The following is a 13,324-nucleotide window of genomic DNA, read 5'->3' as shown; positions in this document are numbered from 1 at the left end:
AATTGAAAAATAGAGATAGTTTTTGCGCTGATTTTTAATTTTTTTTGGAGTTATAACATGTCTAAAGGTCAAACTTTGCAAGATCCATTCTTGAATTCTCTCCGTAAGGAACGTATCCCAGTATCTATCTTCCTGGTAAACGGTATTAAATTACAAGGTCATATCGAATCTTTTGACCAATACGTGGTTTTATTAAAAAATACAGTAAGCCAAATGGTTTATAAGCATGCAATTTCAACTGTAGTACCTGCACGTAATCCACGTCCTGCTGGTGCGCCTGCTGGCCCACAAGGTGCGGGCTTCGGTGGTCCAGGTGCTGCGGGTGGCTTCGGTGGTCAAGGTGCTGCGGGTGGCTTCGGTGGTCAAGGTGGCTTCGGTGGTCAAGGTGCTGCGGGTGGCTTCGGTGGTCAAGGTGGCTTCGGTGGCGGTCAAGGCGCTGGCTTCGGTGGTCAAGGTGGCTTCGGTGGTCAAGGTGGCTTCGGTGGTCAAGGTGCTGGCTTCGGTGGTCAAGGTGCTGGCTTCGGTGGTCAAGGTGCTGGCTTTGACAACGACACTAAATTTGAAGACTCTTCAGATGATGAAAACAATCGTTAATCAAGTCTGAAAATAAAAAAACCTCTCCATGAGAGGTTTTTTATGTCTGCAAGTTTTGAGTTGCTTCATTAAAAAAAGCCCGCAATATATCGCGGGCTTTTTTAGCATTCTGGAGGGGATTAACGGTTACGTTTAGGATCCAGTTGTGGGTCTTTGATTTCCACGTAAGCATTATTACGTGTTTCACGTAACCAGCTGTCTAGCTCGGCATCAAATTGACGTTCACCCAGTAATTGACGGGCCATACGTTCCTGATATTCCTGTGTCATATCCTGTTGACGTGTTTCGCTCACTTGAAGAATATGCCAGCCAAACTGGGATTGAAACGGTTTGCTGAATTGGCCCACGGGGGTGCTTTTCATTTGCTGTTCAAACTCAGGCACCATTACTCCTGGGCTGACCCAGCCAAGACTTCCGCCATCACGGGCCGAGCCGGTATCATTGGAGAAGGTGGAAGCTAAAACAGCAAAATCTTCACCCTGTTTCAGGCGGTTATACAGACTGTCAATCATCTGTTTTGCACTTTCTGGACTTACCACTTCAGAGGGTTGAATCAGGATATGACGCGTTAAGTATTGAGGGACAAGGGCTTTCTGTTCACCGCCTTTACGTTCCAAAAGTTTTAAGACATGCACGCCATCAGCGACAGGAATCAGTTCAGAAGTCTGACCCGGTTGCAGTGTGGTGACACGTGCAGCCAGTTCGGCCGGAATTTCTGATAGACTTCTCACGCCCATATCAGCAGCTTCGACTTTAATGCCACCGCTACTGTATTTTTTGCTGATCGCCTGAATGTCATTGCTGCTGTTTAATTCCTGCTTTACCTGATTCGCAACTTGCTCAGCATTTTCACCGCTTATGCGCATATGCAGTACATGTACCTGACTGCCGAGCAGAGCCTGACCTTGTGGAGTATTTAGGAAGTTTTTAACATCTTGATCTGTGATTTGAATGCGCGAAGTCACAACTTGTTGACGTAAACGGTTCAGTGTCAGATCTTCAGCAATACGGTTACGTAAAGAAGCATAGGTATTTGGCCCCATGGCATCCAGTTTTTGCTGGAAGGCTTCCAGGCTTGGTGAGCCAGAATCCCGGGCAACTTTCAGAACGGCTTCATTTAACGATTTTTCATCTGGACGAATGTTGTAGCGTTTAACTTGTTCAAGCTGTGCCTGGCGAATAATGAGTTGTTCTAAGGCCTGTTGCTCAAGAAATTGTTGTGGTGGAACTGTCTTTTTCTGTTTTTGCAGCTGATGTGAAATTTCGGCTACACCTTGAGCCAAGTCACTACGCAGAATAATACTATTGTCGACTACAGCTACAACTTCATCTTTAGGTTGGGCAACAGCAAACGTCGTCATCGCTGAAGAAAGGCATAGCGCAAGTGCGGTTGCTTTAAAAATTTGTTTTAACTGTTTTGTCTTCATTAACGTTCTGTCCAAGTTTGATTGATATTGTTAAAACCTAGAATACGATTTTCTAGTAATGAGGCGAGTTTATTGCTTAGCCCACCTAGGCCTTTCAGGCTGACTTCGGCCATAATTGCACGTTTAGCCTTAACATCCGGATCATTTACATCATCTAAATCATTGTAGTATGAGCGGCCATATACTGACACGCCCCAACAGCATGACTCATAGTTCACACCAAGTAAATATTCCCGTGCGACACTATTATCGAGATCAAACTGCGCATGTCCGACCAGACGCCAGTTATTGGCAATCGGCTGGATAAATGAGCCGACCACCTGATCATAGCGTTCCTGACGGTCTGGAATGTCTTTGCGATAGAAATAGCCTAAGTTATACAGGTTGCCCTGGTCGCCAGTATAATAGACTTGCAGGTCACGTTCGGCATTGTCACCATTCGACATCCAGCTCGAGTTCAGATTGATATAAATATTGTTAGAGAGCTGACTGGTGAGCTGGATTACTGGGCCGGTATGGCTTTCACGGTCAAATTCATCTGCATCACGTTCCAGTGTTACACGACGGTCTTCAAAGAAGAAACTTTGTCCGATGCTGGCACGTAAACGTTCCAGACCTTCTTCATTAAACAGGCTATAGCTGAGGCCGAGGGAAGCGAAATTATTGTCTTCCAAACGGTCATTACCATAAAAGCGACGTGCACTAAATAACTGGTCGTAATTGATCGAAGCCACTACGGAATCAAAGTTAGGTTGATTCTGCTGGTTTTCATAGGGTGAATAGGCGTAGAACAAACGTGGGGTTAAGGTCTGTAGATAAGTGCCTTCTTTCTCAAAAATTAAACCGGTGTCAAGGGTGAATTGTGGAACTACAATCGAGCTGTTTTCACTAGATGCACTACGATTTTGGGTTTTTTCATCATAGAACGTATTGATATTACGTAATGATGCTTTAGGTATAAAGAAAGACCATGGAGTAAAGTGATTATAACGTACTGAGAAATCATTATAGATTCGAGCACCACTTGGCTGATACACGATCTCGTCATCTGGATCGATAATGGCGAAATTGCTCAGGTCTTTTTGGAAATAAGCCGTATCGTTTTTAAATTCATACTGTAATCCTAATGGATTACCAGTTTTATAATGCACTAAAAGCTGTGGCAAGCGGGCATAGGGACGATCTTCATCCGGAACAGAGGGATCCAGGGTCTGGAAATCCTCAACTTTAAATTGTGCTTTTAAACCGGGAATACCATTTTTATAATTGACTTCCCAGGCTCGGCGCAGGTTTAAATCACTTTTTGAGTTCGGGTTGTTATCCAAATCAGCGAAGAAATCTTTATCCGAAGCATAATTATATTCTAGGTCGGTTGAAAACTGCTCGTTGATTTGCCAGGCATGTAAAAAGTGTAAATCTTTACGGTCCCTGTTGCCATAACTTTCATCCGAAGGCAAATAGCCACCCCAGATTCGTCCCACCCCATAATTTTCGGTCAGATAGCGGAATTCACCATCCAGCATTGCACCACGATCTCCGATATAGCGCGGAGTAATGGTTGCATCATATTGTGGTGCTAAATTCAGATAAACCGGAACACCAAGTTCAACTCCGCCATCATTGGTAAAGCCAAAAGTCGGGGTCAGAATACCGGTGGTACGGCGATCATCAATCGGGAAGTTAAAATAAGGTACTGCTAATACTGGAACATCTTTAATATAGAGCTTGGTATTTTTGGTTTCACCACGTCCGGTTTCCTGGTTAAGCTTGATCTCTTTTGCCTGAATTTTCCAGGTGGGTTTTTGATCTGGCGGGCAGGTGGAGTAGGTGGCATTTTCCAGCTCAAGGGTATTGTCAGAAGTCTTGGCAATCTTTTCAGCACGACCGTGAGCATGTTGCTGTTCTGCAATGTAAAAACTGTTATATAAATCACCCTGCTGGGTTTTTAAATTATAATTTATATCATCGCTTTGCGAGATCAATCCGCCCTGAGCGAGTTGCACTTGGCCTTCTGCTTTGGCATAAGTCTGGGTTTGATCTATGGTGACTCGCTGCGCACGGATTTGACGACCTTGCTGGTCAATCACCACGTTTCCTTCCAGGAAGGAGTCACCTGTCGGATCATAGTATCCATAATCGGCGGTAATGGTCGAGGTAGCCTGATCTGGTGCAACGGTTTCTGTGGCTGGCGCAATCGGGGTGACCCAAGCACCTTTACAGTAGGCAGAGCTTAAATATTGTCCCTGACGTTGCTGTGCTTCAGCAGAGGATTTGTCGACATAATATTGCGAGAAGAATGCTTCACCTGGATAAGTCTCATTAATGCGCTGTTTGAGTTGTTCTGCATTTACATCGGACGAGACATTTGATGCAGCATAGCTGGAGGCTGAGCTGCCACATAAAAGGGTTAAGATCGCAGTCGCTAGAGGATTTATTTTAAAGTGATGCTTCATTTGTCTCATTAACCAATCATGCTTTTATCGCAATTAATTATTGTCGCATCATAGAGAAAAAGTTGATAAGTAGCTACACTTAGCACTTTAAAAACTCAGCCTGTATTAGAATTAATTGCAAATGAATACACAACGCGAACAATTGATACAATCTTGGATTGCCTCTGTACTCGGTTCAGATCAATTTGAAACTCATTTTTTAGCAGGTGATGCCAGCTTCCGTCGTTATGCACGAATCAAGCTGAATAATAAAACATTTATGCTAATGGATGCACCACCAGAAAAAGAAGATTGTGTACCTTTTGTGACGATTGATGAATTTTTTGATGCCCATGGCGTACGTGTTCCGCACATTGTGGCAAAAGATCTGGAAAATGGTTTTTTACTGCTCGAAGATTTTGGCGACGTTCTGCTCTCTAATCTTCTAAATGAACAGACGGTCGATACGTATTACGAGCAAAGTTTTAAGCAGCTGATCCAGTTGCAATCGATTGCTGGCAAAGGACATTTCCCGGCGTATTCTTATGAAAAGCTAATTTCAGAGATGGAATTGCTCACCGACTGGATGTTGCCAGCTTTAAAGATTCAGCCAACCGAATCAGAAAGTGCCCTGATCAAACGTACTTTTGCGATTTTGGCCAATGCAGCCTTGGCGCAGCCGCAAGTGATCGTACATCGGGATTTTCATAGCCGTAACCTGATGAAAATTGATAATGAAACAGAACTGGGTGTGATTGATTTTCAGGATGCAGTGATTGGTGCAGATACTTATGACCTGATCTCGATTACCCGTGATGCTTATGTGCAGTGGAATGCAGATCACGTGTATCGCTGGTTCAAGACTTTCTATGATTTGTTGCCCGCAGCATCTAAACAAGATCGTGACTTTGCCCAGTTTAAAAAAGATGCCGACATGATGGCAATTCAGCGTCATATCAAGATTCTGGGTATTTTTGTGCGCCTGTTTGAACGTGATGGCAAGTCGGGTTATCTCAAAGACTTACCACGTGTGATGTGGTACTTGTTAGAAGAATCTAAGCCTTATCCGGAATTACAGCCATTTATGCAGTTTATGCATGAACGAGTGATGCCTGCATTTGAGGCTAAATACGGTGCATACGAGGTGGCTGCGTAAATGAAAGCGATGATTTTAGCCGCAGGACTCGGCAATCGTATGCGCCCATTAACTTTGCATACCCCCAAGCCTTTGCTTGAGGTAGGTGGCAAGCCACTGATCGTCTGGCATATTGAAAAACTGGCGGCGATTGGGGTCACTGAAATTGTCATCAATACCGCATGGCTGGGAGAGAAACTGGCTCAGGCTCTAGGTGATGGTTCACAATTCGGCGTAAAAATTCTGTGGTCACATGAAGCTGAAGGTCTGGAAACTGCAGGCGGGATCATTAATGCATTAGCATTGTTAGGTGATCAGCCATTTATCCTGTTAAATGGGGATGTCTGGACCACGATGGATTTTGCACCTTTATTAGATATTGATCTAAATGGTAATTTGGCACATCTGGTTCTGGTAGAGAATCCTGAACAGCATCCAATGGGTGATTTCACGCTTGCAGAAGGGAAAGCCTATACCTTCGATCAGCAGATGGATGGTGAGAATCTGACCTTTAGCGGTGTATCAGTCATCAGTCCCAAAATGTTTGAAGGCTTAGAGGCGGGAAAGCGTCCTTTGGCCCCTTTATTAAAGGCTGCGATGTTGAATAATCAAGTTGCTGCCTCAAAATTGGCAGGTGTTTGGGTCGATGTAGGAACCCCCGAGCGTTTAACGGCACTGGATAGGGCGATCCGTGAAGGGAAGTTTGCTTAAGTGAATATTCGCTAAGCACTACCTACTGTGCCAAGATAGAGAAAACGGTATACTTCCACCTAACTTTTTCGAGCGTAGATTGTTTATGCACATGTTTTTTCAAGAACTAAAGCAGGGTAGCCAGGCTTTGGGTTTAGAGCTATCTGATGAGGCTTTAAATTTATTACTCAAATATCAGGATGCTTTGGTGCTATGGAATAAAGCATACAATTTGACTGCAATCCGCGATCCTAAAGAAATGCTGGTCAAGCATTTATTAGATAGTCTGAGCATTCTGAAAGATCTACCAGCAGGCCGTTTGCTCGATATCGGTACGGGTGGTGGTATGCCGGGCATGATCATTGCTTTATGTCAGCCTGAGCGTGAATGTGTATTACTTGATTCAAACGGTAAAAAAATTCGTTTCCTCAAGCAGTTCATTGCTGACTTAAAACTTAAAAATGTTATTGCCGTGCAGACTCGTGTAGAAAATGAAGACAGTATTAACGAGCTGGGTCAATTTGATGTGATTACCAGTCGTGCATTTGCATCTCTGACTGACTTTGTGAATGCATCTAAACCGTATATGCATGAACATACAATTATTGCCTCGATGAAAGGCTTGATTCCTGAAGATGAAGTCACTGCTTTAAAAAATGAATTTAGTTGTGAGATTATTGAACTTAAAGTTCCGCGCTTAGACGAACAGCGTCATTTACTTCTATTAAAACGTATTTAAGAATTTTAAAGGGATTGGGGGGTAACATGGCACAAATTATTGCGATTGCAAACCAAAAAGGTGGCGTTGGTAAAACTACAACCGCAGTAAATTTGGCGGCATCTTTAGCTGTGTTAAAAAAACGCGTTTTGCTGGTCGATATGGATTCTCAAGGCAATGCGACCATGGGGTCTGGCATTCAGAAGAATGATCTGCTGTATTCGGTAACCGATGTATTGCTGGGTGAAGTGCCGATTGAAACAGCGATCTCCAAGGCGGAAGTTGGCTATAAGGTTCTTGGCGCAAACCGTGATCTGGCCGGGGTTGAACTGGTGATTGCAGAGCAGGAAGGACGCGAGTTCATTTTGCGTGATGCATTGCAGGAAATTGAAGCTTCATTTGACTATATTATTGTCGACTGTGCACCAAGTCTTAGCCTGATTACGGTGAATGCTTTGGCAGCCGTGGATAGTGTACTGATTCCGATGCAGTGTGAATACTATGCACTGGAAGGTCTGGCTGATTTAACCCAGACCATTGACCGCATTCAACAGGCATTGAATCCGGATCTGCAAATAGTGGGTGTATTACGCACCATGTACGATGCACGTAATGCCTTGACCCGTGACGTATCTGAAGAATTAGAACAATATTTTGGTAAAAAGCTGTATGAAACCGTGATTCCACGGAACATTCGTCTGGCTGAGGCACCTGCACACGGTTTGCCGGTGATTTATTTTGAAAAAAGCTCAAAGGGTGCAGTTGCTTACTTAAATCTGGCAGCTGAAGTATTAAAGAAAAGCAGAGTGAAAAAAGGAAGTAAAGCATGACCGTCAAGAAACGTGGACTGGCTAAAGGTCGTGGCTTGGATGCCTTGCTAGGTTCAATTCAAAAAGAAAAATTACAGATGGAAGCGCAAGGTCTTGATCATGGTCAGCTGAAACAGATTGATGTGAACTTGCTCAAGCGTGGTGAATATCAGCCACGCCGTTATATCAACGAGCAGGATTTACAGGAACTGGCAGCATCGATTGAAAAGCATGGCATCATGCAGCCAATCGTGATCCGTCCGGTCGATGATGAGCGCTATCCTTATGAAATTATTGCGGGTGAACGTCGTTGGCGTGCTGCACAACTAGCCGGGTTGACTGAAATTCCCGCGATTGTGCGTGAACTTCAAGACCAGGTCGCGATTGCACTGGCCCTGATTGAAAACATCCAGCGTCAGGATTTGAATCCGATTGATCAGGCCATGGCTCTGCAGCGTTTCCATGAAGAGTTTGGCTTAAGCCATCAGGAAATTGCAGACACTGTGGGTAAAGCGCGTACTACAGTCAGTAACCTGCTTCGCCTGCTCAGTCTGGCTGAAGAAGTGAAAGACTTTATGCAGCAAGGTTTGCTGGACATGGGACATGCGCGTGCGATTTTAACGCTGAAACCGAAAGATCAGCTTAAAGTGGCAGATATCGTAATTGAAAAAAGTCTGTCTGTTCGTCAAACCGAGCAGTTGGTGCGTGATTTTAATGCACCTAAACAAGAAAAAGTAAAACAAGCGCTTGCACCTGATATTCAACAATTGACCCAGCGCCTTTCGGAACGTTTTAGTGCTGATGTTAAAATTGACTATAACAAGCAAGGGAAAGGGAAGCTGGTCATCAGTTATCATTCTTTAGAAGAGCTGGATGGCATTCTTTCTATTTTAGAAGATGAATAATTTATATATTTTTTTTATTGGGGAATAAATTAGATGTGGGAATTGGTTAAAGCGGGTGGCTGGCTCATGCTGCCACTGGTCTTGTGTTCTATCTTTATGCTGGCGATTTCGATCGAGCGCCTGATTCGCCTGAAAAAGAAAGCGGTGCTTCCGGCGACCCTTCTGATGGGTCCTGCGCAAAATACAGCGCAAGTCGTGCAAAAAATCAACCAAAGTGCTGACTTAAAGCACAGTACTTTGGGTCGGGTATTTGCTGCAGGCTATGCCAGCAAGCCGCAGGGCGAACAGTATGCCCGTGCACAAATGGAAGTGGTGGCATCGCAGGAACTTGGTTATCTGGAAAAAAATATTAATTTCTTGGGAACCCTGAGCGCGGTTGCACCATTGCTGGGTTTGTTAGGTACTGTACTTGGTATTATTGAATCTTTCCTGATGATTGATGTGGGTACCGGTAGTGATCCTGTACTGATGATGCCGGGTATTTCCAAAGCGTTGATTACTACAGCAGCTGGTATGCTGATCGCGATTCCTGCACTCTTTGCCCACCGTTATTTCCAGCGTCTGGTTCAGGAATATGTGGCTGAACTTGAACAGCAGGCAACCTTGTTTCATGCGGATCTTTTTTATCGCAATAATGCAGATATAGACCAAGACATGCAAAAAGCAAGCTAGGAGGCGGATGATGAAATTCAAACGCAACCAGGTAGAAGATGTACATATTAATCTGACACCGATGATTGACTGTCTGCTGTTTATTCTGGTCTTTTTGCTGTTGTCGACGACATTTAGTCAAATGAGCCGCATGAATTTGACCCTGCCTGATGCGCAGGGTGTGCCGCCTAAAAGTTATGATCAGAAAGTTGAAGTGATTGTGGATGCCAATGGTCATTACGCAGTCAATGGCCAGTCATTGGCCAGTAAGGAAGTCGCAGATTTAAATACTGCAATTAAACAGATTTCTAATGAACGCCGTGATTTAATGTTCGTGATTGCAGCTGACGCGAAAGCCAGCCATCAGGACGTGATTCGTGTCATGGATGTAGCCGGGCAGCTCGGCTTTGTAAATGTTAATATCAGTACCAAAGTACCCACCCGAGGTTATTAGTGAAGCACGATTTTAAGGTCTATCTTCGCCTTTTAAGTTATTTAAAACCGTTTTGGGGCATCGGATTGCTTGTCCTGCTCGGTTTTTCTATTAATGCCGCTACGGAAGTCTCTGTCGCTAAATTACTGGAATATATTATTGAGGCGATTCAAAATAAAGACCAGAGTTTCACTTCACTTTTCCCGTTTTTGGTGGTCATACTCATGTTCTTCCGGGGCTTGGGTTTGTTCATGGGGGGGTATTTTACTGCAGTGATTTCCCGTAATCTGGTATTCAATATCCGTCAGGAAGTTTTTGCAAAACTGCTGCGTTTACCGTCGCAGTATTATCTGGATAATACCAGTGGGCATATTACTGCCAAAATTATGTATAACGTTGAACAGTTAACAGCTGCTTCAACTGAAGCCTTGAGAACCTTGTTGCAACAAGGTTTGATCACTCTGGCACTATTAGGCTATCTGTTGTATACCAATTGGCGTCTGACCATGTGTATCCTGATTTTTGCGCCTGTGATTGGCTTTGTAATTAGTAAAGCTGCAAGACGGATGCGTAAATTATCGCAGCAAGTGCAAGACACCATGGGTGATGTGAACCATGTAGTTCAGGAAACGGTCAATGCCAACCTGATCGTCAAGGGCTTTGGTGGGCAAAACTACGAGCAGGAACGCTTTAAACAGAACTCGCTTGAAAATTTGCGTCGCGGCTTGAAAATGGTCGCTGTGCAACAGTTGAATAGTCCTGTGGTTCAGCTGATCATGTCTATTTCACTGAGTATTGTGATGTTTATTGCCTTGCGTCCACAAATTCTCGGGGATACCTCTGCGGGTGAGTTTGTCGCTTATATTACTGCTGCCGGCATGTTGGCAAGACCAATCAAAGCTTTGACCGACATCAATGAAAAAATTCAACGGGGTATGGCTGCGGCTCATTCAGTATTTGAATTGCTAGACATGCCTGAAGAAAAAAATACCGGGACTTTAACGGATAGCCTGAAAGGCGACATTGAATTTAAAGATGTCAACCTGATTTATGATGATGGCCATCATGCAATTCGTGACTTTAATTTACAGGTAAAGGCCGGTGAAACAGTGGCTCTGGTTGGGCGTTCTGGTGCAGGTAAAACCTCTTTGGTGAATCTGCTGGTGCGTTATCAGGATGCAACTTCCGGGCAGATTCTGCTGGATCAGAAACCGATTGAAGATTTTGAACTTATTGCGTTGCGTACCCAGATTGCCATGGTCAACCAGCAAGTGGTGCTGTTTAATCGTACCGTGCGTGAAAATATTGCTTATGGCCAGCTTGAAGGTGCGAGCAATGAAGATATTATTGCGGCGGCAAAGGCGGCCTATGCACATGATTTTATTATGGCATTGCCACAAGGTTATGATACGCAACTGGGTGCTCAGGGTTTGAATCTGTCTGGCGGTCAACGCCAGCGTATCGCGATTGCACGTGCGATCTTAAAAAATGCCTCTATTTTGATTCTGGATGAAGCCACCAGTGCACTCGATAACGAGTCGGAATACTTTATTCAGCGTGCCTTTGATACAGCCATGCAAAACCGTACCACCATTGTGATCGCACACCGTTTATCCACAATTGAAAATGCGGATCGTATTGTGGTCATGGATCACGGACGTATTGTTGAGCAGGGTAGTCATTCAGAACTGATTGCGTTACATGGTGCTTATTATCAGTTGCATCAGCGCAACTTTGAGGAACAGTAACTCATGGCATTGGCACAAATCATTCAGGATGCCTGGAATGCACAGGCAAAGTGGCTGGTGGTGCTACGTCCTTTATCATGGCTGTATCGCCTGGGTTTTGTCAGCAATCACTGGCTTTATCAAAAAGGGATTAAAAAAAGTTATAGTGCGCCGATTCCAGTCATGGTGATCGGGAATATCACTGTCGGTGGTAGCGGTAAAACACCTTTGCTGATTCAACTGGTTGATTACTTGACCGAGAAAAATATCCGTGTAGGCGTGATCAGTCGTGGATATGGCGGCAAAGGCCCATTTCCGGCTTATGTAGATTTTAATACCTTGCCGGACAGGGTCGGTGATGAGCCTGCTTTGATTGTGCAGGCGACGGGCGTACCAATGGCAGTCGGTCCCAACCGGCAAAAAAGTATTGAGCTGCTATTGGAAAAACATGTGCTAGATCTGATCATCTGTGATGACGGTTTACAGCACTGGGCCCTGAACCGACAGATTGAATGGATTGTATTGGACAATAATCGCGGTCTGGGCAATCAGAAACTGCTTCCAGAAGGTTATCTGCGCGAACCGGTAACACGGCTAAAAACGGGAACCGTGATTGAGCATTCGGCACACCCCAGCTCTGAACTGCATATGCATCTGGCTGCATCACAGCCTTATCTGCTTAATCAAGACAACAATAAGATTTTTAATCCTCAATCGGCTTTTTATGCAGTGGTGGGAATTGGTTTTCCACAGCGTTTTTATCAGACCTTACAAAATTTAGGCATTGAGCAATTTCAGTGTCATGAGTTTCCTGACCATCATGACTATGACATTGAAGATTTACAGTTTGATGATGACAATCCGATCATTACCACCGAAAAAGACGCGGTAAAAATTATGGCATTACTTAAACAATATCCCGATTTTAAACAGGATATCTGGGTGGTGCCAGTCGATGCAGTGTTATCGTCAGCCTGCTATACGGTCTTGCAGCAACAGTTACAACAATACGGTATTCAAATTTCTTAAGGCTCATTCACTATGAAACACATTGTCATTCCAGCGCGTTTTGCCAGTTCACGTCTGCCGGGTAAACCTTTGCTGGAAATTCATGGTCGTCCCATGATTCTGCGTGTAGTCGATCAGGCTAAAAAAGTACAAGGTTTTGATGATCTGTGTGTGGCCACGGATGATGAGCGCATTGCCGCAGTTTGCCATGCCGAAGGTATTGATGTGGTAATTACCTCAGCCGATCATCCTTCGGGCACAGACCGCCTGAGTGAAGTGGCCCGAATCAAAGGTTGGGCAAGTGATGACATTATTGTGAATGTGCAGGGCGATGAGCCTTTATTGCCGGCACAGCTGGTGAAACAGGTGGCACAGCTCTTGGAAGACCAGCCTGAATCATCGATGTCTACCTTATGTGAGCCGATTCATCAATTAGATGAGTTCAAGCGCGATAGCATTGTTAAAGTGGTTATGTCAAAACACCAGCAGGCACTGTATTTTAGCCGTGCCACCATCCCTTATGATCGTGATGGCGCGAAACTGGCTGAACCAAAATTGCATAATCAGGCGTACCGTCATTTAGGCCTATATGCCTATCGGGTAAAACTGCTGCAAGAATATGTGACTTGGGACATGGGCGCTCTGGAGAAACTGGAATCTCTAGAACAGTTACGGGTACTGGAAAATGGACACCGTATTGCAATTGCCGTGGCTGAAGCAAATTTACCGCCGGGTGTTGATACCCAGGAAGATCTGGATCGCCTGAATCGAATGGATCTTTCTTCTTTTGCCTAA

Annotated in this window: 13 protein-coding genes; 11 read left to right on the top strand and 2 right to left on the bottom strand. The window is 44.5% G+C overall.

Annotation, left to right across the window (positions count from 1 at the left end; all coding sequences use genetic code 11):
• The first annotated feature begins 57 nt into the window (after positions 1-57).
• The gene (hfq, locus tag KUG37_RS05045) at positions 58-594 is read left to right on the top strand and encodes an RNA chaperone Hfq (RefSeq protein ID WP_216934979.1); all 537 of its coding nucleotides are present in this window, start codon (positions 58-60) and stop codon (positions 592-594) included.
• A 119-nt stretch (positions 595-713) separates the two neighbouring features.
• Here the strand turns inward: hfq and KUG37_RS05040 are convergent, their stop codons facing one another.
• The gene (locus tag KUG37_RS05040) at positions 714-2,021 is read right to left on the bottom strand and encodes a peptidylprolyl isomerase (protein ID WP_216934977.1); all 1,308 of its coding nucleotides are present in this window, start codon (positions 2,019-2,021) and stop codon (positions 714-716) included.
• A complete protein-coding gene (locus KUG37_RS05035; protein WP_216935010.1) occupies positions 2,021-4,474 on the bottom strand; it encodes an LPS-assembly protein LptD in 2,454 nt (817 codons plus the stop codon). The genes KUG37_RS05040 and KUG37_RS05035 overlap by 1 nt, the downstream gene beginning before the upstream one ends.
• 121 nt (positions 4,475-4,595) lie before the next feature.
• Here KUG37_RS05035 and KUG37_RS05030 point away from each other — a divergent pair, with 121 nt between their 5' ends.
• From KUG37_RS05030 to kdsB, 10 genes are all read left to right on the top strand, one after another.
• Positions 4,596-5,609 carry an aminoglycoside phosphotransferase family protein gene (locus KUG37_RS05030; RefSeq protein ID WP_216934975.1) on the top strand — a complete coding sequence of 338 codons (1,014 nt, stop codon included), beginning with the start codon at positions 4,596-4,598 and terminating at the stop codon, positions 5,607-5,609.
• A complete protein-coding gene (gene murU / locus KUG37_RS05025; protein WP_216934974.1) occupies positions 5,610-6,299 on the top strand; it encodes an N-acetylmuramate alpha-1-phosphate uridylyltransferase MurU in 690 nt (229 codons plus the stop codon).
• Between the two features lie 85 nt (positions 6,300-6,384).
• Positions 6,385-7,017 carry a 16S rRNA (guanine(527)-N(7))-methyltransferase RsmG gene (gene rsmG / locus KUG37_RS05020; RefSeq protein WP_216934972.1) on the top strand — a complete coding sequence of 211 codons (633 nt, stop codon included), beginning with the start codon at positions 6,385-6,387 and terminating at the stop codon, positions 7,015-7,017.
• A 26-nt stretch (positions 7,018-7,043) separates the two neighbouring features.
• Positions 7,044-7,826, top strand: coding sequence for a ParA family protein (locus KUG37_RS05015; RefSeq protein WP_216934969.1), 783 nt, complete (start codon positions 7,044-7,046; stop codon positions 7,824-7,826).
• Complete coding sequence (locus tag KUG37_RS05010) at positions 7,823-8,710, top strand: ParB/RepB/Spo0J family partition protein (RefSeq protein WP_216934968.1); 888 nt, start codon at positions 7,823-7,825, stop codon at positions 8,708-8,710. Before KUG37_RS05015 ends, KUG37_RS05010 begins: the two co-directional genes overlap by 4 nt.
• Before the next feature lie 33 nt (positions 8,711-8,743).
• Positions 8,744-9,382: a MotA/TolQ/ExbB proton channel family protein gene (locus KUG37_RS05005; RefSeq protein WP_216934966.1), complete on the top strand. Its 639-nt coding sequence runs from the start codon at positions 8,744-8,746 to the stop codon at positions 9,380-9,382.
• Between the two features lie 10 nt (positions 9,383-9,392).
• Positions 9,393-9,815, top strand: coding sequence for a biopolymer transporter ExbD (locus KUG37_RS05000; RefSeq protein WP_216934964.1), 423 nt, complete (start codon positions 9,393-9,395; stop codon positions 9,813-9,815).
• The gene (msbA, locus tag KUG37_RS04995; protein ID WP_216934962.1) at positions 9,815-11,542 is read left to right on the top strand and encodes a lipid A export permease/ATP-binding protein MsbA; all 1,728 of its coding nucleotides are present in this window, start codon (positions 9,815-9,817) and stop codon (positions 11,540-11,542) included. Before KUG37_RS05000 ends, msbA begins: the two co-directional genes overlap by 1 nt.
• Before the next feature lie 3 nt (positions 11,543-11,545).
• Positions 11,546-12,550 (top strand): tetraacyldisaccharide 4'-kinase, encoded by a 1,005-nt coding sequence (gene lpxK / locus KUG37_RS04990; protein ID WP_216934960.1) that lies wholly within the window; start codon positions 11,546-11,548, stop codon positions 12,548-12,550.
• Between the two features lie 12 nt (positions 12,551-12,562).
• Positions 12,563-13,324, top strand: a complete 762-nt coding sequence (kdsB, locus tag KUG37_RS04985; RefSeq protein WP_216934957.1) for a 3-deoxy-manno-octulosonate cytidylyltransferase — start codon at positions 12,563-12,565, stop codon at positions 13,322-13,324.

Source organism: Acinetobacter sp. BY419 (assembly GCF_019038395.1).
GTDB lineage: Bacteria > Pseudomonadota > Gammaproteobacteria > Pseudomonadales > Moraxellaceae > Acinetobacter.
The sequence above is the reverse complement of the archived record's forward strand: the minus strand, read 5'-3'. Positions and strand labels throughout refer to the sequence as shown.

Coding starts and splice junctions, on each gene's coding strand:
- KUG37_RS05015 (WP_216934969.1), top strand. CDS start 7,044: ATGGCACAAATTATTGCGATTGCAAACCAAAAAGGTGGCGTTGGTAAA.
- lpxK (WP_216934960.1), top strand. CDS start 11,546: ATGGCATTGGCACAAATCATTCAGGATGCCTGGAATGCACAGGCAAAG.
- KUG37_RS05035 (WP_216935010.1), bottom strand. CDS start 4,474: ATGAAGCATCACTTTAAAATAAATCCTCTAGCGACTGCGATCTTAACC.
- KUG37_RS05030 (WP_216934975.1), top strand. CDS start 4,596: ATGAATACACAACGCGAACAATTGATACAATCTTGGATTGCCTCTGTA.
- KUG37_RS05005 (WP_216934966.1), top strand. CDS start 8,744: ATGTGGGAATTGGTTAAAGCGGGTGGCTGGCTCATGCTGCCACTGGTC.
- KUG37_RS05010 (WP_216934968.1), top strand. CDS start 7,823: ATGACCGTCAAGAAACGTGGACTGGCTAAAGGTCGTGGCTTGGATGCC.
- kdsB (WP_216934957.1), top strand. CDS start 12,563: ATGAAACACATTGTCATTCCAGCGCGTTTTGCCAGTTCACGTCTGCCG.
- hfq (WP_216934979.1), top strand. CDS start 58: ATGTCTAAAGGTCAAACTTTGCAAGATCCATTCTTGAATTCTCTCCGT.
- rsmG (WP_216934972.1), top strand. CDS start 6,385: ATGCACATGTTTTTTCAAGAACTAAAGCAGGGTAGCCAGGCTTTGGGT.
- KUG37_RS05000 (WP_216934964.1), top strand. CDS start 9,393: ATGAAATTCAAACGCAACCAGGTAGAAGATGTACATATTAATCTGACA.
- murU (WP_216934974.1), top strand. CDS start 5,610: ATGAAAGCGATGATTTTAGCCGCAGGACTCGGCAATCGTATGCGCCCA.
- KUG37_RS05040 (WP_216934977.1), bottom strand. CDS start 2,021: ATGAAGACAAAACAGTTAAAACAAATTTTTAAAGCAACCGCACTTGCG.